Here is a 20,265-nt window from a genome sequence, read left to right as displayed (position 1 = left end):
ATTTTGCCAAAGTTTAAAAATTATTGGGTTGAACACCGAATTTACCAATAAAATAAAATCATTTTTAGATATAGGACAGACTGTTTCCAAAGAAACGCTCTTGGAATATATATATGGTGAGTTTCCAAAGCTTAAGAAAAGCTCTATAAATGTATATCTGTCCCAGCTTAAAAAAGAAGGTGTAATAAAAAACCCATCCAGGGGATTTTACAGTATAAAAGGCAAGGAAGGATACCAACCCAATGTGGACATCAAGCTCAAACGGCTATTCAATAGAGTAAAAAAAGAGTTCCCGTTTGCTGAACTCTGCGTTTGGAATACAAAGTGGTTGAACGAATTTATGCGGCATCAGCCTTTTAAATATTACACCGTATTGGAAGTAGAGAAAGAGGTTGCTGAATCGGTATTTCACGCTCTTAATGGTGAAGGAAAACCAGTGTTCCTTGAGCCCGATGCTGAGACTTTTCAGCTATACATTTCCAATAGTTCGGAAGCGTTGATTGTAAAGCAACTGGTTTCAGAATCACCTTTAAAAAAAGCGAACAAAGTGAAAACACCAACTCTTGAAAAGCTTCTGGTGGACATGACCATTGATACCGAATTGTATGCTGCACAACAGGGTGAATTAAGGTTTATTTACGAAAATGCTTTTGATAAGTACGAGGTGAATAAAAACAAAATGAAGCGCTATGCGTATCGAAGAAATAGAGAACAGGAAGTTGAAAAGCTAACAGATTTAACTTTGGCAAAAAAATAAATTTTTGCCAATCTTTAATATATGATTAAGTCAACTACATACCATCCCGATTGGATTTTTGAACTCAGAAGCCGGCTTGGAAGAAAATATGACCCCAAGCTCATAGAAAAGGTAGTCTATGCCCTGACATTTTTAGAACAACTTAAAGTCAATAAACTGGATTTCATCTTTAAAGGTGGTACGGCACTATTGCTTGCTACGGAAGAGCCGAAAAGATTTTCCATAGACATTGACATCATTACAGAAGAAAACCAGAAGGGCATCGAAGCCATTTTAGATAAAATATCCAAAGAAGAAATCTTTACCCATTGGGAAGACGACAATGACAGGAAACACACCCCAGATGCACCCATTGGGCATTACAAAATGTACTATGATAGTGCTATCGATGGAAAAAATGAGCCCATCCTTCTCGACCTATTGTTTGCACCAAACCCATATCCAGAACTGATGCAAGTACCCATCAGCCATAACTGGATAGAAACTCAGGGGGAACCGATACTCGTAAATATGCCAACATTTGATTCCATATTGGGTGATAAGCTAACAGCCTTTGCACCACAGACCACAGGCATTCTATATACAAAGAACAGACCGGTAGAGATAATCAAGCAGCTGTTTGATGTCGCCTTTTTGATGGACAATCTAAAAGACCTACCACTGGTAAGAAAGAGCTATTTGCAAGTCGTTGCCGAGGAAATAGGGTTTAGAAAATTGGATATCGAACCAATTGAAGTCTTGGAAGACACCCAGCAAAACTGCTTCACGCTATCTACCCGAGACAAATCAGAAGCGTTCAATCATTTGCAAACAGGCATCACCAACTTTACCAATTTTACTTTGATTAGGTTCAATATTGATGAAGCGATAATAGCAGCTGCTAAAGTTGCTTATCTATCCGAAATTCTTAAAAGGGAAGGGCAATCCATTGAGAGATATAATGACCCAATGGATATAAAAGATTGGCTTATAGAACTCGCACCTTATAACAGGTTGAATAAGTTAAAGAAGAGCAATCCTGAAGCGTTTTTCTATTGGTATAAAGTGATAGTACTTTATCAACAACAAGAACTCGTATTGAGCCAAACTGATACGGCAACATTTAACACAGCCTATTCATATTACAGGAGCAGAGAGGGTAATTTTTCGACTAGTGACCCTATTATAAAAGTGCAATCAAAAATCAAGGAGAACTGCCCGTTTGTAGGATACAATCGAAATGAGCTATCACTCATGCTCAAAGTGATTGATGAGAACATAGCTTTTATGCAGGAATACGAATATGTTGGTCTTGATTTTCAGACCTCGGTGATGAATAAACGGAAAGTATTGGAGCCCTTATCTAATCTGAGAACAAGGGTAAAATATAAAATAGATGCTCGATAGAATATCAAACCAATATGGAGAAGAAACCAGACATACAAGAACTTAAAAATAGGTTAAGTCTAGAGCTTGAAAAAACTAAACCTGATAATAACGTGATACTATCATTATCTCAGCAAATAGCCAATCTTGATGTGGATAATGTTCGATTCTCAGTAGATGCAGGAATTATTAACAGACTGGGGACTGAGTTAGTTGGCAAAAAGGAAACTGCCGTTTCCGAACTGGTTAAAAATGCGTACGATGCTGATGCAACGGTTGTGCGATTAATCTTTGACAATTCGGATGAGGAGGGCGGGACACTTATTATTGAGGATGATGGGGTTGGTATGTCTAGAGAAGAATTGATAAATGGTTTTATGAAGATTTCCTCAACCGATAAGATTCACAATCCATTATCACCTAAATTTAAAAGGCACAGAGCAGGTAGAAAAGGCATTGGACGCTTTGCAGTTCAACGATTAGCAAAGGAACTCGTAATTCTCACAAAAAAGGAAGGAGATAACATTGCCCATAGGCTGGAAATCGATTGGTCAAAATACAAGGGTGACAAAAATCTGCTTTATATCACCAATAAAATAGAAGAAACCCCCTCGGAGGATATTAATGGTACGAGTCTTAGACTTATAGGGCTTAGGGATAAATGGACAAAAGCAAGTATCGAAAGAATCTACCGATATGTATCAGGTCTCATCCAGCCTTTCCCGTTATCCAAAATTAGGGTTCTTCAGGAAGAAGAAAGAAATAAAACTAGTCAAGACCCTGGCTTTAAAGCCGAAATGTTTAAGAAGCAGGAAAACAAAGTTGTTACCATAGCCGATGAACAATCAATGATTTTGGATTATGCAGCCGCAGTTTTCGAAGGATATGTGGACAAAGAAGGCAGTAGCTTCGTTTCAATTGAGAGCAAAAAATTAGGCATTTCCGAACTTGTAGAATTGGGTGCTAAAAAGGACTTCCCCAAATCTAAATATGCCAATTTAAAGAACGTTCATTTCAAAGCACACTATTTTTTATATCTGCCTGAATTCATTCCCTCACAACAAAGAAAAAAAATTGTCGATTTGGCTCAGCATTCAGGTGGAATAAGACTTTACAGGAACGGATTTAGAGTTTTGCCATACGGTGAATTCGGTGATGACTGGCTAGAATTAGATGAATCTGTAAAGAAAAGAACCTTCCTTCCTGTGCATAGTAATTCTAATTTTTTTGGTTTTGTAGAGGTAATTGACAGAGATGGTGTCGAGTTTGAAGAAACCTCAAGTCGCGAGGGACTTTTAGAGACCGAAAGCTTCCAAGAACTGAGGGACTTTCTGTATAGAGCGCTAACAACAGGTATAGTTAGAATAGCTAATGAGAGAGAAGTTAAAGTAACAACTAACCAAAAAAACTGGGAAAGAAAATACGAAAGACCTGTCGAAAGATTAAAAATTATTAAGGATGATTTAAAGAAGGAATCAGAAAACACCAAAATTGAAAATTACAGCGGAAAAACCAAATCCGATATTGCCGAAGAGTTAGACAAGAAGTCAAACAAGTTGAAGCAAGTAGTTGAAACAATTGATGAGGTTATTCTGCAACAAGAGCAAGAAAATCAATTTCAACTCAAAGAGATAAGTATTTTGAGGGTTTTGGCGAGTCTAGGATTATCTATAGGGATATATACTCACGAAGTAAGACAGTATTTAGCATCCATCAATGCTTCAGTAAAATTTCTTTCCAAAAAGTTTCCAGATGACAAAAGTTATCAAAGCAAGATAGAACGTCTAAGGAAAAATGTCGAAATATTAACGACGTACACCTCCTATTTCGATAAGACCGTATCCGAAAATGTTACTAGGGAATTAGTGCCACAAGAAATTCCTGTTTTGGTTACCCAGTTCTTTAAGACAATTTCACTAGACAATCATAAAAACAAAACCCAAATACATCCTTTGAAAATTAAAGGAAGTGACCTGTACACAATACCTATGCACTCTTCAGAATGGGCTACTATTCTATATAATCTGTACACAAACTCCTTGAAGGCAATAAAAAGAGCCGAAATAAATAACGGAGAAATTTTTATAGAGATAGGTAGTGATGATCATATGATATACCTAGAATTTAGTGATAATGGAGATGGAATACCCGAGGACAACCAGGATAAAATTTTTGAGCCTTTTTTCACAACTTCCAATTCATCTGGGCACTTTACAGATGAGGATGAGGAACTACTTGGCACTGGCTTAGGATTAAAAATTGTAAAGGATATTATCGATGCTTACGGCGGAAATATTGAAGTCGTTGATTCGCCAAAAGGATTTTCCACTTGTATACGAATAGAAATACCCGAAGCGACTGATAAAGATTTAGAAACAGCTTAAATATGAAGTATTTATACCTAGATGATGAACAGATTCAGCTAACTCAAGATATTGTTGAATTGTTGGAATCGGAAAGAGATGACCTAGAAATAATTTGGTCTCAACCCAAGTCCTTCGGAGAAGAGATTAAAAGATTGAAATCAGAAGTATATGATGGTTTAATGCTTGATTTACGATTAGACCAGAAGTCTGATGCAGAATACAGAGCATTTTCTTTGGCCCAAGAGATAAGAACGAGAGCAACGGAAGGTACTATGAAGGATATTCCTATAGTAGTATGTTCAACAGATAGAAAACTAAAGGCATCGTATAACAAAGATACTTCGGGCCAAGACCTTTTTGACAGGAAATATTTAAAAACAAAAGATTTAGGTGACGATTCAAAGACGGTAGCAAATGAACTGGTATCCCTGGCAAAGGGATACGCTCTACTATCTTCTATAAAATCAGACCTTAAAGGAAAGGGAGTGCAACTCGATAAATTCCTTTTGCTAAACGATTCTCAATTAAAATTTATTGATAAAAGAGTATTCGAATTCTTTAATAAATATAAAACCAGATTACCAATTCACGAGTATGCCAGCTTCGTCTTCGATAAACTTATAATCCCACCGGGAATATTACTCGATAAGGGAAACGTATTGGCTAGACTAGGTGTAGATGAAAATTCACCAGAATTAGAGGAGCTTTTAAGTAAAATCAATAATTATAAGTATAAAGGTGCGTTCGGAGACCACTGGGAAAGATGGTGGTGGCCCTTAATAGAAAATTGGTTTAGTAGCAAGTCTAATTTCAAACTTTCTTTTATGACTGCAGAAGAACGTGTCGATGAACTTAAAAGAATAGTTAAGCTAGAAGAACTGAAATCTGCCAAAGCATTGGCTTCTAATTACAGTAGTAAGTTTTGGGCATTATGCGAGTTTTACAAAAAGCCTTTAGACCCTTATACTGATGGTGTTGTACTAGAGGAAGATAACCTTAGCCAGCCTTGGCAAGAGAATAGATACATCTCTATGAAGGCCGCCTTAGATGTTGGTAGTAAAGCTGCTGGACTTATTCCACATCCATCCGAAAAGGAAAAGGTAAAGGCGTTTTCTAAAATTCTTAAGAATGAATAAGCATCAAAAGAAAGTATTTAAATCGGATTTGTCAAGAGATTTGAAGTTATTTGGGAAAGCGCTGTTTGATGCTGGTTTAATTCACGATAAAAAGGTTTTCGAGACTGCCGCAAATCAATGCATAAATGGGCCTTTGCCCGATATTAAAGGAGTAAATATTGACTATGCCAACTCTTGGGGGTATGAGATACCAAATCTTCAAATCATCTTTACTCAAAGTAATCCAACACTAGAAATATTTCCAAAAGAAGTGAGTATTAATTCCATAAACATTGCTTCGAAGGTCATAGGGAATTTTACGAGAGAAGATTATGCGGAAGACCCCCTATCTCATCTTGAGTTCAATCTTACTGTTCAAGGTATTGACAAATCTGGGGATACTTACATTTCAAGTTGGCATCTTGACCGCCAACCTGACAAAAGTGATTCAATTTCGGCTCATCCAGCATATCACTTTCAATACGGAGGCAAAAGACTTTCGCTACCGAACAATGCATATGGCAGGCATTTAGTACTTGATTCACCTAGACTCGTGCACCCTCCACTTGATATAATTCTCGGCGTTGATTTTGTGCTTTCTAATTTTTTTGGAGAACAAAGGCAAAATCTCTGTGCCATAAGACCATATACTACCTCAGTTAGTAATATTCAAAGATTGATTTGGAGGCCATACACACATTCCGTGGCGAGGAACTGGCCTGGTTATCCAGATGATGATTCGAGATTTGAATGGGAGTGTGTTAGTATTTACCCGCAAATTTTGAACGCTTAAATGACCATAGATAAATCCATACTCTCCTTCCTTAAAAATTATTCGTATGATGTCGAGCAAATAAATCGCCTAATTACATCTGCTTTCTGTAAAGAAAACGACCTAGTCAATACTAAGAATCAACTCATTAGAAATTTATTGATAAATGATTCAAATAGAAAAGAAATACTAGCACTCGATAACTTATGCAAGCTTTTTGAGAAAACGAAACAAGCTTTTAATTTTGAATGTTTAATTGAGTTGTTTGAGTTTGTCATATCCCCAAATGATAAAATCGTCAATGGTGCGGTTTATACGCCAAAATATATAAGACAATTCATTGTTCAAGAGGCTTTGGGTAAGGCTGAAAAGCCGAAGTCGGCGACCGCTTGCGACGTGGCCTGCGGATGTGGCGGGTTTCTATACGAATATGCCTTGTTACTTCACCGAAATACAAATAAATCCCTTACCGGTATTATTCGTGAAAATCTTTATGGTATAGACATTACCGAATATAGTATTGAAAGAACCAAAATATTACTGTCACTATTGGCAATATCCAATGGTGAGGATAGGCAAGAATACCATTTTAATCTCTATGTTGGTGACTCGTTGGAGTTTGACTGGTTTGAAGTTGACGATAACATCAAAAATAATGGAGGATTTCAATATGTTTTTAGTAATCCACCCTATGTTGGTTCATCAAATCTAGATGACCAAACTAAAAAGCTTATGGCGAACTGGTCTGTCGCATCTACTGGCAAATTAGATTTGTATATTCCATTTTTCGAAATTGGACTTAAGTGGCTTAGAGACGGAGGGATTCTTGGCTATATAACGGTAAACAATTTTTACCGAAGCCTAAATGGCAGAGGTCTTCGCAAATATTTCTCCGAAAATGAATTTCATTTTCAACTCATCGATTTTGGAGGTTCGCAAGTATTTAAATCGAGACTGACCTATACGTGTATCTGCCTTATTACAAAACAAACTGGTGGTATTCAATATACAAGGTCACTCCCAACTGAAATCAAAAGTTTAGATTCCAAGGACTATATCCCATTGGAGTATGCTGACCTAAATGATTTTGAGGGATGGCATTTAGATGATTTAAACACTAAACTGAATATCTCAAAGTTGGAAAACACAGGGCAGAAATTAGGAGATTTGTTTCCCATACGTAATGGTTTTGCAACACTGAGAAATAAAATCTATCTCATTAATCCGATTCGTGAGGATGAAGATTTCTACTATTTTGAAAAGAATGAAACAAGATATCAAATAGAACGGGAGGTATGCAAAGAAGCCATTAAACCAAATATTCTCAAGAAGGAAGATGACATTCCGAGATTCAAAGAAAAATTAATTTTTCCCTATACCTATCTTGACAGGCAAAACGACAATTTATTTGAAGAGAGTACAAATAGGTATGTCAAACCTATTGATGAACCAACTTTTAGAAGGAGATTTCCGTTCGCTTATAGATACCTAAATTCACAGAAAGAAGAACTAGCAAAGCGCGACAAAGGCAAGAGGGAATATGAAACTTGGTTTGCTTTTGGTAGAAGCCAGGCACTTTACATCAGTGGTATAAAACTTTTATTCCCATATATCTCCGATGCACCCTATTTTGTCTTAACAGAAGATGAAGATTTACTTTTCTACAACGGTTATGCATTAGTTTCAGATAGTCAGGATGATTTGTTATTTATCAAGAGACTTTTGATGACGCGCATTTTTTGGTATTATATAAGGCATACTAGTAAACCCTATACAAATGATTACTATGCTTTGGCAAAGAATTACATTAAAAACTTTAGCGTGCCGCATTTTACAGATGCAGAGAAGAATCGTATTATGGCATATAGGAATAAAAAATCTCTCGAAAATTTCCTTTTGAAAAAATATAATATAACTGATATCGACTTTACTTCTTAACAAATTGCAGATGAACTATGAAATTCTATCTAGGTGTTACAGATAATGAATGGTTTTCGTTTTTGGCTCAACGGTCAAATGAGGATATCAATTTCTGGCAACCTAGTGGAAATACCAACTTTAAGGCAATTGAATCCGGGGCACCTTTTCTATTTAAACTTAAATATCCAGCGAATGCCATAGGAGGCATAGGATTTTTCAGTTCAAGTTCTATTCTACCCTTAGACGTAGCTTGGGATGTATTCAAGCAAAGAAATGGTCTAGATTCGTATTTCGAGTTCAAGAAAAAGATAACAGCATACAGAAACACTCTTAACAATCCGTTTCGTAAAAATTCCAATATTGGCTGCATAGTTTTAACTGACCCGATCTTTTTTTCCGAAGAAGACTGGATACCTGTACCATCCAATTGGAGTAAAAGTATTGTACAGGGCAAGGTCTATGACACCATCGACGAAATTGGTAAAAGCCTGTGGAATCAAGTAGAGGAACGACTAGGTCGTTATAAACTATTCGATAGAGAAGAAAGCCAAAAAAGCCAATTAATTCTTGAGCAAGGCGAGGTAGGCTATTCAAAGAAATATTTGACTAAAGTTAGGTTGGGCCAGGGTGCTTTCAGGGTAAAGATTACTGATGCCTATGCTAGAAGATGTGCAATTTCAGGTGAAAAAACCCTACCCACTCTAGAAGCTGCCCATATAAAACCATACTCGGAATCAGGACCAAATTATATCCAAAATGGACTCCTGTTGAGAGCTGACTTGCATAAACTTTTTGATGCAGGGTATTTAACTATCAATAAGGGATTTAAGGTTGAAGTTTCGAGGAAAATTAAAGAAGAGTTTGAAAATGGAAAAGACTACTATAAGCTACAAGGTCAATCTATGATAAATATGCCTGCTAGAAATGAACATAGACCGAAATCAGCATATCTAGATTGGCACAACACTAATATTTATAATGGCTAGAGGCTTCTTGCTATTAACTTGATTTCTTTCCAAATAGCTGTTATAATCATCTTCAAGGATTTTATCACTTCAATCCCCAACTCTCTCATAACTATCTAAATTTTTGATTAAACATTCCCATATTACGACCGCCAAAGCTTTAAGAGATTCTGGTTTTATCAAATAACCACCCTCATCCCCATTACTCAAAAACCCCAGTTCCAACAGCAGAGACGGCATAAAGCCCGCTGTTTCTTGAAGCACCTGAAAGTTGGCAGACTTTACGCCACGAATTTCAAAGCCCACATTTTCGTTCAAGTCAGCTTGTAGCTGAAATGCCAACCAAGTGGCATCATCCAAAAACTTGGAATCTTGATTGGCCACAAACGCTTCCACACCTCTTGCATTAGAATTATCGGAATAATTGCAATGCAAAGACAAGAACAAATTCGCTTTCAAAGCTTTGGCCAAATTGGCTCTATCCGATAGTGAAACAAGCGTATCATTGTATCGGGTCAAATATATTTCCAAAGGCGAATTGGCTTTCTCATTAAGCCTCAAAATGGCGTCCGCAATATTGAATATGACCTCTTTTTCCTGCACCGAATTTTGACCCACAGCACCCGAATCATTTCCACCGTGACCAGGGTCAATGACAACTCTCTTTTTTACATCCAAATCCTGCCCCAAAAGGATGCAACTTTTCAAGAGCAAAATCACCAAATTGACGTTTTTGAGCCACTTTTTCATTTACAGTTTTTGAGTTATTAACAATCGACTTTCAAATTTTCATAGCATTTGATATCAAATACTATCAAAATAATTCATCCGAATTCAAATAATATTTTATTAACAAATAACTGATTATCAGGTATTTGAATGTTAAATCTACATAAATTTTTCATAATGAAAATGAACCAAAAATTTAAACCCATTCGTTATGAAAAAAACGCTTTATCTGGCGACATTTCTTTCGCTCTTTTCAACTTCATTGTTTGCTCAAATTGGTGGCATCGAAGATTCGGTCAATGATGTTTCCGATACCATTCGAACCATCTTCCCCATCATCTTGGGGGTCATCTTCTTAATAGGCTTCCTATTTAATGCGGGACATTTCTTTGGTGAGAATGCCGACCTCAAAAAAGGGATAACCCGTGTATTGGTCTTTGTACTTATCGCAGGTGCCGTAGTCGGAATCTTTACCTACCTCATAGGCATCGTAGTTTAATATGAAGCGGTTCGAGGTCTATAGAAATATGCGGAAACGGGCAGTCATTTTTGGCCTGCCCATTTCCCTTTTTGCCTTGATGATGGTATCCATCCTGGCGTCTCTGCTTATTATCATCTTCTCGTTCAGCTTTGGCATCATCATCGCGCTGATGGTATGCAACGGTAGTCTCTATGTCATTCTATTGCGAATAGCGAACCGTCCACAGCTGTTTCAAATGGGCAATCCCTTCCCAAAAATCATCAGCAACAAACGCAACTCCGGTTTTACTTATGAATAAAATCAACCTTTCGGCATACCGACCCATCGTTGATATTCAGGATAATATCGTATTTGCCAATAATGGCAATGTGGTAGTGTGTTATAGAGGCGAGCTTCCTGAAATCTATTCTTTGTCCGAAAAGGATTTTGAAGACATCCACGGTGCTTGGTTCCAAGCCCTGAAATCATTGCCTGTTGGAACGGTTGTCCACAAACAGGATATCTACTTGAAGAAATCCTATTCTTCGGCAGCACTCCCAAATGACACCTTTCTGGCGGAAGCAACCCATCAACATTTTAAGGGAAGACAATACATTGAGCATTCGTGCTACCTGTTTTTCATCCTGACCAAAAACAAGGCACTTAACAATGCGAAATACGTCAATCCCTTCCGCAAGGTTTCTAAGAGTATCATTCAGGATTATGATGAAAATATCAAAGGCTTTGTGGGTTCGGTAAGTGATTCCATAGCCTTCATCAACAACAGCCGAAAGATGCGGTTTGTTTCCCTTAAAGCGAAAGAAATAGAAGAACTGACCACGACCTATTTCAACGGGTTTAATGAAGATCTAGATACCGATGTCATTCTCGGTAAAGATGACATCTACATAGGGAAAAACCATTTTGATGCCCTGGCCGTCAATAGCGAACTGTGCTTTGGCGAAAGTGTGCAGAGTAGCAAGACCAATGAGAAATTCACTTCTGACGATTTTGTATTTCATCAAGGGTTTATTGATGGCTTAGGGCTTACCCTAAATGAGAACCACATTGTCAACCAGATTCTCTATCTCGATGACAAACAAAAGTGGCGCAAACTGCTTGACAAGAAAGTTGAAGAGCTGAACAAGAGTTCAAACTTCGGGTCGCAGAACAAGGTGGTACTTAGGAAAATCCAGTACATTCTTGACCAAATCAACGCCGATGACAATGCACGGGTAATCCGTGGCCACTTAAATGTGGTGTATTGGGCGAAGGACAGTAGAAATCTGGATAAGATTACTTCGAAAATCAAAACGGAGTTCAAGGAGCTGGACATCGTACCCTATTACCCAAGAGGCACGGAACGGAAAAATTATATACTGAATAGCTTTTGCTGTTTCTCTTCCAATTTCTCGAACAATGATTTATACGTCACGGATTTGAAACACGCCCTGTGCCTGTTCATCAACAATAGTAACTACAAATCTGACGATACCGGAATCATCTTTAACGACCGTGAGCATAACATACCGGTACTGAAGGATGTTTGGGATGAACAAAAGAAACGCATCAAAGCACGGAACTTTGCCATTTTTGCACCTACGGGTGAGGGCAAATCCTTTTTGGCCAATAACATTCTACGTCAATATTTTGAAAACGGTGTCCGCTTGGTCATCATCGACTTGGGTGGCTCGTACACCAAATTTGCAAAGCTCTATCCTGACAAATACACCGTGCTTCGTTATGAAAGCGGAAAGAATCTGGGCATCAATCCATTTTTTATCAGTAACCGAAATGACTTGACACCAGAGCGTCTTGAAGATTTATCGGTATTTCTCTTTGAACTATTTGCTTCGGATTTAAAGGTGACCAAGGCTCAATCCGTTTCAGTCAAAAAGATTCTGCGCCATTACTACAACAGTACCTCGGATAGTTATTCGCTTGAAGGTTTTTACAATTTTATAGAAAGGCATCAGGAAAGCATTCTGAGTGACCTGAAAATCCATCCCGACTACTTTAATGTCACGAGCTTTCTGCACGTGATGTCTGAGTATGTCGGTGATGGTCTATACAGCTTCCTGTTTGAGGTCAGCGAAGACCAGACCTATAAAATTGAGGACAAACGCTTGATTGTCTTTGAGCTGGATGAAGTGAAGGATAACAAGGAAATCCTTTCCGTGATGCTCAAGCTCATCAAATCGGCCATCCAAAGAACCATTTGGCGTAACCGAGCCGAAAAGGGCATCATCCTTTTTGATGAGTTTGCGAAGCAACTGAAGTTTGAGAACGTACTGGAAAGCGTGGAATTCTATTACCAGGCTATTCGGAAACAGAACGGTGCCATCGGTATCATCTTACAATCCATCAATCAACTTCCCAATAATTCCACATCGGCAAGCATCCTCGAAAATACACAGGTCATCTATAGCCTAAACAATGAAAAAGGGTATGACGAACTGGTCAAACGGCTCAACCTTTCCAGCCACGATTTGAACCAATTGAAATCAATCAAGAACAATTTTGTTGGTTCCCGCATCTACACCGAGCTGCTTATCAAAATCGGGAAGGAAAGCAACATCTTCCGCCTGGAAGTTCCAAGGGAAGTGTATGCAGCCTACCTCACCGATGGCGAAGAGAACGAGCAAATAATGAAGCTCTACAATGAGCATCAAGATATGGAAAAGGCAATCATTCAATTCACATCTAAAACCCAGTAATTATGAGAAAAAGATTTAAAAAAATGCTTTTGGTTTTCGCTTTCGCGAAAGCGCTATTATTTGCAACTGATGTCTCCGCCCAAGGGATGCCAGTCTATGACAACACCAACTTCGTAAGCCTCGTAAAACAGCTTATAGAATCAGGCAAGCAAACGGCCGAGATGATTAAATCCGTAAAATTTCTGAAGGATGCTAAAGACGCCATAGAGAAGGTATCCAGCGTGGTTCAACAGTTGAGGGCTGTCGAGGAAATCGGACGCAATAACCAAAGGCTCATTCAAGTGATGCAAAACGATATGCAAGACATTTTGAACTCGCCCTACATTAAACCCGAGGAAGTCGTGCGGGTCACGGAATCCTTTGAGGCCATTGTTCAAGATTCTTTGGATACAATGGATTTCATTGATGAAATTCTATCCAGTGACTACCTGAAAATGAGTGATGCCGAGCGTGCAGAAATCCTCAAAAAGAAAGAAGCGGAATCCAACGAAATGGTATCGAGCATCAACCTCAGAACCAAGCGGTATCGTGACATCATTTCTTTCAGAAAAATGCAGGACAAAGTCAATAATCGCGAAACAGCCTACTAACCAATGTCTTTCGGACTGGAATATATCGACACGGTCTTTCAGACCATACAGAACAGCAGTTTCTCGCAGTACACCATTGCGGGAATGAAGGCACTTGCAGTACTGTTCTTTCTGGTCAATATTCTCAAAAAATACAACGAAGGGGTTGCGAATAAAGATGGCTACACTTGGGGGTTGAGTCCGGGGGAACTGGCAAAGAACTTTGCCATTGTTCTCCTGGTCATCTTTTCGACGCAAGTATTAGGATTCTTCGATGCCATTTTGGTTTCCATCGAAGCCCAATATCGCGGCACCGCGCCGGCATTACTGCCCTTGCAATTACAGGATGTTCCCATTGAGGAGGAAGTAAGTATTATCGAAGTAGCCCAGGCCGCAATGTCTTTATTGTACGAGGCTTTGGTCACTCCTCTGTTTGGATTTAAAATCTTTGCCTTTATCCTAGGTGTGATTCTTTGGCTTTTGGACTTGTTCATCTATCCCTTGTTCTTGGCCGAGCGGTTTTTCCTTTTGGGAATAATGCAGGCGTTTTTCCCTTTGGTTATAAGTTTGGCCGTATTTGAAAAGTTCCGTTCGTTGGCCTATACCTTTTTTAAGTTGTATGCCGCTGTGTATATGTTGGTGCCGGCATTCTTCTTGGTCAACATTTTTGTGAATGCGCTCTATACGGAACTCAACACCAACTTTTGGACATCACTCTTTGGTACCGATACAGGGCAAGGCTTTTTTGCACCAGTAGTTCAATTGGGTTCTGTCGGATTCATCGTTTTCCTGAAATTCAAACTGTATCGTCGTGCAACTTCTTTTACACTCAGACTCTTTACCAATTGATTATGAAAACACCTTACAAAAACATTTACAGTGTCCTCAAACTGAATCGATTTATCGTTTTGGCCGTTGTGGTCTGTTCCCTGCTGTCCAGTAGTTTTTCAATTTGGATGGCTTTCCAGACTAAAAAGGATGCGCTCAACAGTGCCTTTGCCATCAATACCGATGGCACCATCATTCCTCTGAAGCTCGTCACCCAGAAGGAAAATTTTCAAGTGGAGGCGTTGGCGCACTTGGAACTGTTCCACACCTATTTCTATAACATCGATGCCAGCAATTACGAACGTAATCTGAAAAAGGCACTTTGGCTGGGCAACAGTTCTGTGGATAATCTGTACCGCCAGAAGAAAGCCGATGGTGTTTACAATCGCCTGTTACAGTATTCCCTAGTTCAAAAAGTGCTGAGCATTGAATCTCAGGTAGAGCAACAAAATAGCACTTTTGTCTTCAGAACGGTTACCATTTTTGAAATCAACCGCGGTTCGGTCATCGATACCTACGAGCTGGTTTCCTCGGGGAATCTGATACTAGTGGATAGGAACTTCCCCAATAATCCACACGGATTGTTAATCACCAATTATTTCGAGAACACTTTAAAAAAGATTAACGATGAAAGTTGAAAAGAATAAAATCATTTTTGCAGCGGTGCTAGCTGTCATTTTCCTGTTTCTCATTGCTTATTCGGTAATGCTGATGGACGATGAGGATGCTGATACAGATACCCTGCAACAGACTTTGATTCCAGAACTGGAGGAAGACCAAAAGGAATACGATTCAAAGCTAGATGCCATCAACGACCTCAAGGAGGTACGGGAGAGTACAGCGCCAAGCATCTATGATGAAAAATTGTTGGACTCCACAGGGCTGTACAATCCTGATTTACCAGAGCAGAGAAAACAGCAAATTGTGGATAGTATCTATAAGGCGAACAGGATTCAATACTCAGGGAAAAGCCGTAAGCGCCACAGTAGAAAGCCGACCACCGCAAAGAAAACCGAAACTACTGATACGATAGCCTCTCAAAAGAGACAAAAAATCGCGGCCCAAGAAATCGGACTGGAGCATCAATTGTTCTTTGCCGCCTCGCCAAAGGCCAACGAATTAGCAATTATTGGACATACCGATGAAACGATTCAAGTAATCGTCGATGGCAATCAGGTGGTAAAAAACAATAGCCGTCTTCGAATGCGATTGACCGAGGCGGCCCAAATCAATGGCAAGCTGATGCCCAAGAACACTCCCGTCTTTGGTTTTATCAGCTTTCGGCCCAATCGCGCCCTAATCTCGATTGAAAATATCAACTATCATCCAACGAGTCTCAAGGCATTCGATTTACAAGATGGTTCTGAGGGTATCTACGTAGAGAACAACTTTCGGGCAGATGCCAGCCGTGAAGTCCTTGACGACATCATCCAAGACGTGAACGTACCCGGCGTACCACAAGTAAGCGGTATCGGCCAAGTACTTCGTCGTAGTAACCGTAATGTAAAGGTCACGGTGGTCAACAATTACAAACTCATCCTTAAAGCCGATTATCGGCAATAAATTATTTCATTATGAAAACATTCGTTTTTACAGCAATACTGTTTTGCTCAATACCGTTACTTGCCCAGAAACCCCTCGATACCATTTACGCTAACGACACCAAAAATGTTGCGCTGTTTTTCCCCGAGCCTATCCGTCAAGGAATCACGGGTTCGGACAATTTTGTATTCACCTTCAATAGGGAAAAAGAACAGCACTTGGGACTGCTTCAAGCCAAGCCCGGCAAGGAAAGCAATCTACTGGTAATCAACAAAAATGGAGCTATTTTTTCGTATATTGTTAAGTATAGAGCGAAGCTTTCAAAACTGAATTATTTTATTTCGAATTCGAGTAGTATCGGTAATGAAAACAGGGCTGGGACAGACGAAATCGATACCGATGACATCAATGAAATTCCAGTTAATAAGAGCCACAATTATGAACGGTTTTCCGCTTATCTTTTAAATCAAAAAACCAACGGTGCTTTAAAAAGAAAACGAAACAATGGTGTTGTTTTGAGCCTTGAAAGTATTGTTTTCGATAAAGAGGAATTGTATGTCGTGGTCGAAATCAAGAACAACAGTTCGATGGACTATGATGTGAACTTTCTAAACTTATACATCGAAACCCGACAAAAAGGCAAAAGGAAGTCGTTGCAACGTATCTATAAAGAACCGATTTATAAATATCAACTGCCTTCCAAAATCAAAGAAGGTTCCTCGGAAAGGTTGGTTTATGTGTTGCCCAAGTTTTCGATATCCAATGAAAGGCGTGTGGTATTGGAGGTAAATGAAGACAATGGTGAGCGCAACATCAAAATGAAAATTCCACATCGATTGATTAATAACCCAAATTGATTTGATTATGAAGCAAATAATGATTTATGTAATGGTGATACTTTTTGTTTCCTGCGGTGAACAAGAATCCCTTACGCCTTCGGAAACTGGCAAGAAAGTAGCGCAAAGCTTTTTCAATAAAGATGAATCCGCTTTAAAGAAGCACACGACAGAAGAGGGCTATGCCAGCCTTGTGACCGTTCAAAGTATGATGCAAACCTCAGATAAGGACATCACTGTTGAAATTTTGGACGAAGCTATTGAAGGCGAAACCGCCTGGGTGAAGTACACTACCTCCTTTGACAACAGACCTGGCATATTTAAACTGGTTCGAGTCGATGGTCAGTGGAAGGTAACGAGTAAAGGACCAAAGGAACGTGGGCCTTTTTGAAACATTACTTATTTGCAGTTGAACTCAGCTGCTAATTCTCAAAAACATCAATACCTCTTGCTTTTTTCGGGGGCTTAATTTTGAGTAATTCAGCAATTGTGGGCACTACGTCCAAAGCACTTATAGAACTCAATCTCCTATTTGGTACATCAGGCCCAATAGCATAAAAAATAGCGTGCATTTTTCTTCTGGTTCCCAGATTACCATGAACACCAAGTCCAGTTTCATTCATAAAACCAGAACTCAGAAATTGCTGTACTTTCTTATCTAAATGCGAATAGGAATCTTTGTTAAAAGAGTTAGGAACAATGGAAGGTATCCCGGAAACTAGTTTAGATGAAATAGACCAACCTATTCGTGCACTAACAAATACATCTCCTGATCTATTTGGATGGTCTATTTGAATTTTTTTGAGTTCAGAAGATTTTAAAACGGTTTGAAAAACAGGTAATTCGGTTACTGGATCCTTGAGTTCTTTACAGATTTTTACGATGTTATCTATATGTTTGGAAAGTTCTTTTTTGGGAACAACACCGTTTTTCTGTCTACCCATTACATTTACATATATATGAGCGGCTGGGCCGGTGCTATAGGCCCTTGCTTCAACTTTATCCCCTTTTACATTTATTCCATGATCTTCTAAAAACTTATTTATAAGTACAATGGAATGGATAGGAGCCATTCCGTGGTCCGAAACAATTATGAAATTAACATCTTCAGGTGCAGCTTGAATAAGTTCACTTAGTAAACTATCTATTGTTTGATAAGCCCAAAATATATAACGTTCATATCGTTCGCGCCTATCTCCGTTTTCCATGGTATAGTCTAATTGACGCTCATCTTTTAGAAGAAAGCGGTGCTGTACATCATCTATAAGCGTAAAGTAGCCGCTCAGCAAATCCCAATTCTCTTCCTTTATATTGGATAAAATTAGTTTTTGGTAGTATTTGGCCAAGCGTTCAGCTTGGTCGAACCACATCTTCTCGGTAATCAACCCTTTGCTAAGCTTAATATTATCTTGCTCACAGGGCCAAATACCGACCTTATTATCCATTTTCTGTTTAAAGCTTATTGGGCTGGAAGGGTTAAAACCAATTGCTCCGAGATAAACCTTGGACTCTCCTGTTCTTGGATTCAAATCCATGATATAGGACCAACTAGCAACTTTTTGTTCTCCTACTTCAAAAGTCATTTCTGACCATTCATTTGTCTTTAGTTTGCCAATGTATCCGTTATCAATATTTTCATCAAGGTCAACCAAAATCGTATCATAATTGGTAATTCCATCAAAAGTGCTATCAGCGAGAAAATAGAAAACTGGAATTTCACCCCCTTTAAAAAGCTTAAAAAAAGCCCTGCTTTTTGAACTAAGTTTGCCTACGTACTCAAAACCTGCTACATGGACAGCTGTACGGGTTTGGGAGATAGTTAAATCAGATACTACGGAATTGGCCATTTTTTTTCCATACCCAAAGGTTCTAGTGCCTCTTCTTTCAGGAGTGGTGTTGTCCTGCCCTACTGCATTTATATTGGTTACGTTTTTACCTTGTCGCATAGCTGCATTCCAAATAGTTTCAGTTTCCAGGGAAGCTGAAAATCCTGAAGTTCCCCTAGGTGATTTTATTTCTTCACCAGGCATTAGGATATTATTACCAACAACACCATGTATATTTGGATGAACTCCCGTAAATAGAGAGATATGTGAAACAGCTGTTGCACTAATGCTGACCGGTATCATATTAAGGGCATATGCACCTTTTCTCTTCATTTTAGAGAAGGCACCATTTTCTGGCAAAGCTTTGTGCTTTAGTAAATCATCAAGTATCCAGTCCGCAGCACCATCAACAGATATTAGAACAACTTTTGTCTTTTGTTTTGGGTTTTGTCCAAAGGTGGACATACTGATAAGCATCAATAGAAAACAGTATATGGTCGAAGTGTAAATTCGTGATTTCATGTCATTACTTTTGTAGACGCTAAAATCAAATCTAAACCTCTCTACACACCTATCATTTACATTTTTATTTATATCATTTTGCTATTTGATCTATAATCCAATGGGGATATTCCTGACAATCTTTGAAAAAAACGGGATAAATTATTAGGCTCACTGAAATTTAGGTCATTGGCAATTTCAGAAACCGATTTTGTAGTAAACACCAATTCATTTTTTATTTCAATAAGCAACCTATGTTGAATCATTTCTTTTGTTGTTGCGCCAAATTGTTTCTTTACCAATCTATTCAGTGTGCTTCTTTCAATATTCAAAAGATTAGCGTAATCATTGACCAAATGCAATGTCCTTATATTCTTTTCCAACAAGTCTTTGAAACTATAGACCATAGAATCTGTGTAAGTAGATAATCCAATATCATAAAAATCAGAATACTGTCGGTTTAATCTAGTAAGGACAAAGTATAATAGTGAACGAATAATATGGCGACTATCTTCCCTAAAATTTTCAATTTCCTTAGTAATTAATTCTAAACTGTCCGCGATGATATTATATTCAGTTTGGTCTATTTGGAAGAATTGCGGATGTATGGCGTTGTAAAAAAAGTGTAGTTTGTAAACAAAGAGTTTGTCCAAGAAAAAATCGGCAAAAAAATCATCTTTAAATACTAAGTGATACCCCTCAACCTCCAAAATAGCATTTGTTTTCCTCTGATTTGGTGAACTGCAAAGTATAGTAAAAGGTTTTAAAGCAGCATTAAACCCATTGATGTTTATGTGACCAGTACTATTTTTTAAAAACATAATCTCAAAAAAATCTATAGTATGTAGTTGATGTTCAAAATAATCCGCAGGACGACCATCTAAGGGATGTAAATCCATTGCTAAATCATAGCCGTATTTTTTTCCATCAAATTTGAATTTGCGCATTGATTTTTTGATATTAGAATGATTATTCCGATTCAAATTTATAATATAGA

The 20,265-nt window shown here is 38.4% G+C and carries 19 protein-coding genes; 16 read left to right on the top strand and 3 right to left on the bottom strand.

Features of this window, described 5'->3' with window-relative positions:
• The first annotated feature begins 28 nt into the window (after positions 1 to 28).
• The 7 genes from CLV81_RS06775 to CLV81_RS06745 are packed head-to-tail and all read left to right on the top strand — an operon-like array spanning position 29 to position 9,281.
• The gene (locus tag CLV81_RS06775) at positions 29 to 757 is read left to right on the top strand and encodes a winged helix-turn-helix domain-containing protein (protein WP_245911940.1); all 729 of its coding nucleotides are present in this window, start codon (positions 29 to 31) and stop codon (positions 755 to 757) included.
• 21 nt (positions 758 to 778) lie between these two features.
• The gene (locus tag CLV81_RS06770) at positions 779 to 2,143 is read left to right on the top strand and encodes a nucleotidyl transferase AbiEii/AbiGii toxin family protein (protein WP_106144271.1); all 1,365 of its coding nucleotides are present in this window, start codon (positions 779 to 781) and stop codon (positions 2,141 to 2,143) included.
• Between the two features lie 14 nt (positions 2,144 to 2,157).
• On the top strand, positions 2,158 to 4,506 hold the full coding sequence (locus CLV81_RS06765; RefSeq protein WP_106144270.1) for a sensor histidine kinase: 2,349 nt from the start codon (positions 2,158 to 2,160) through the stop codon (positions 4,504 to 4,506).
• Positions 4,507 to 4,508: 2 nt separating this feature from the next.
• A complete protein-coding gene (locus CLV81_RS06760; RefSeq protein WP_106144269.1) occupies positions 4,509 to 5,624 on the top strand; it encodes a hypothetical protein in 1,116 nt (371 codons plus the stop codon).
• On the top strand, positions 5,617 to 6,396 hold the full coding sequence (locus tag CLV81_RS06755) for a hypothetical protein (RefSeq protein WP_106144268.1): 780 nt from the start codon (positions 5,617 to 5,619) through the stop codon (positions 6,394 to 6,396). The genes CLV81_RS06760 and CLV81_RS06755 overlap by 8 nt, the downstream gene beginning before the upstream one ends.
• Positions 6,397 to 8,313, top strand: coding sequence for an Eco57I restriction-modification methylase domain-containing protein (locus CLV81_RS06750; protein WP_106144267.1), 1,917 nt, complete (start codon positions 6,397 to 6,399; stop codon positions 8,311 to 8,313).
• 17 nt (positions 8,314 to 8,330) lie between these two features.
• Positions 8,331 to 9,281, top strand: coding sequence for an HNH endonuclease (locus CLV81_RS06745; protein WP_106144266.1), 951 nt, complete (start codon positions 8,331 to 8,333; stop codon positions 9,279 to 9,281).
• A gap of 69 nt (positions 9,282 to 9,350) precedes the next feature.
• Here CLV81_RS06745 and CLV81_RS06740 read toward each other — a convergent pair whose 3' ends face one another.
• Positions 9,351 to 10,010, bottom strand: a complete 660-nt coding sequence (locus CLV81_RS06740) for an N-acetylmuramoyl-L-alanine amidase family protein (RefSeq protein ID WP_106144265.1) — start codon at positions 10,008 to 10,010, stop codon at positions 9,351 to 9,353.
• Between the two features lie 190 nt (positions 10,011 to 10,200).
• Here CLV81_RS06740 and CLV81_RS06735 point away from each other — a divergent pair, with 190 nt between their 5' ends.
• Genes CLV81_RS06735 through CLV81_RS06695 form a run of 9 tightly spaced genes read left to right on the top strand, consistent with a single transcriptional unit; the run spans position 10,201 to position 17,332 of the window.
• Positions 10,201 to 10,488 carry a hypothetical protein gene (locus CLV81_RS06735; protein ID WP_106144264.1) on the top strand — a complete coding sequence of 96 codons (288 nt, stop codon included), beginning with the start codon at positions 10,201 to 10,203 and terminating at the stop codon, positions 10,486 to 10,488.
• A gap of 1 nt (position 10,489) precedes the next feature.
• Positions 10,490 to 10,768 (top strand): hypothetical protein, encoded by a 279-nt coding sequence (locus CLV81_RS06730; protein ID WP_106144263.1) that lies wholly within the window; start codon positions 10,490 to 10,492, stop codon positions 10,766 to 10,768.
• A complete protein-coding gene (locus CLV81_RS06725; protein ID WP_106144262.1) occupies positions 10,761 to 13,166 on the top strand; it encodes a TraG family conjugative transposon ATPase in 2,406 nt (801 codons plus the stop codon). The genes CLV81_RS06730 and CLV81_RS06725 overlap by 8 nt, the downstream gene beginning before the upstream one ends.
• 23 nt (positions 13,167 to 13,189) lie before the next feature.
• Complete coding sequence (locus tag CLV81_RS06720) at positions 13,190 to 13,756, top strand: conjugal transfer protein (protein ID WP_245911969.1); 567 nt, start codon at positions 13,190 to 13,192, stop codon at positions 13,754 to 13,756.
• A 3-nt stretch (positions 13,757 to 13,759) separates the two neighbouring features.
• The gene (locus CLV81_RS06715) at positions 13,760 to 14,584 is read left to right on the top strand and encodes a hypothetical protein (protein WP_106144260.1); all 825 of its coding nucleotides are present in this window, start codon (positions 13,760 to 13,762) and stop codon (positions 14,582 to 14,584) included.
• Positions 14,585 to 14,586: 2 nt separating this feature from the next.
• Positions 14,587 to 15,201, top strand: a complete 615-nt coding sequence (locus tag CLV81_RS06710) for a conjugal transfer protein TraK (protein ID WP_106144259.1) — start codon at positions 14,587 to 14,589, stop codon at positions 15,199 to 15,201.
• Complete coding sequence (gene traM / locus CLV81_RS06705; protein ID WP_106144258.1) at positions 15,191 to 16,126, top strand: conjugative transposon protein TraM; 936 nt, start codon at positions 15,191 to 15,193, stop codon at positions 16,124 to 16,126. Before CLV81_RS06710 ends, traM begins: the two co-directional genes overlap by 11 nt.
• A gap of 11 nt (positions 16,127 to 16,137) precedes the next feature.
• Positions 16,138 to 16,962: a DUF4138 domain-containing protein gene (locus CLV81_RS06700; protein WP_106144257.1), complete on the top strand. Its 825-nt coding sequence runs from the start codon at positions 16,138 to 16,140 to the stop codon at positions 16,960 to 16,962.
• Between the two features lie 7 nt (positions 16,963 to 16,969).
• Positions 16,970 to 17,332 (top strand): hypothetical protein, encoded by a 363-nt coding sequence (locus tag CLV81_RS06695; protein WP_106144256.1) that lies wholly within the window; start codon positions 16,970 to 16,972, stop codon positions 17,330 to 17,332.
• Between the two features lie 31 nt (positions 17,333 to 17,363).
• Here CLV81_RS06695 and CLV81_RS06690 read toward each other — a convergent pair whose 3' ends face one another.
• A complete protein-coding gene (locus CLV81_RS06690; protein WP_106144255.1) occupies positions 17,364 to 19,289 on the bottom strand; it encodes an alkaline phosphatase family protein in 1,926 nt (641 codons plus the stop codon).
• A 68-nt stretch (positions 19,290 to 19,357) separates the two neighbouring features.
• Positions 19,358 to 20,251: a helix-turn-helix domain-containing protein gene (locus tag CLV81_RS06685; protein ID WP_146129844.1), complete on the bottom strand. Its 894-nt coding sequence runs from the start codon at positions 20,249 to 20,251 to the stop codon at positions 19,358 to 19,360.
• Positions 20,252 to 20,265: the final 14 nt, after the last annotated feature.

It is taken from the genome of Flagellimonas meridianipacifica (genome assembly GCF_003001695.1).
Taxonomy (GTDB): domain Bacteria; phylum Bacteroidota; class Bacteroidia; order Flavobacteriales; family Flavobacteriaceae; genus Flagellimonas; species Flagellimonas meridianipacifica.
This window is presented reverse-complemented; position numbering and strand designations above follow the sequence as displayed.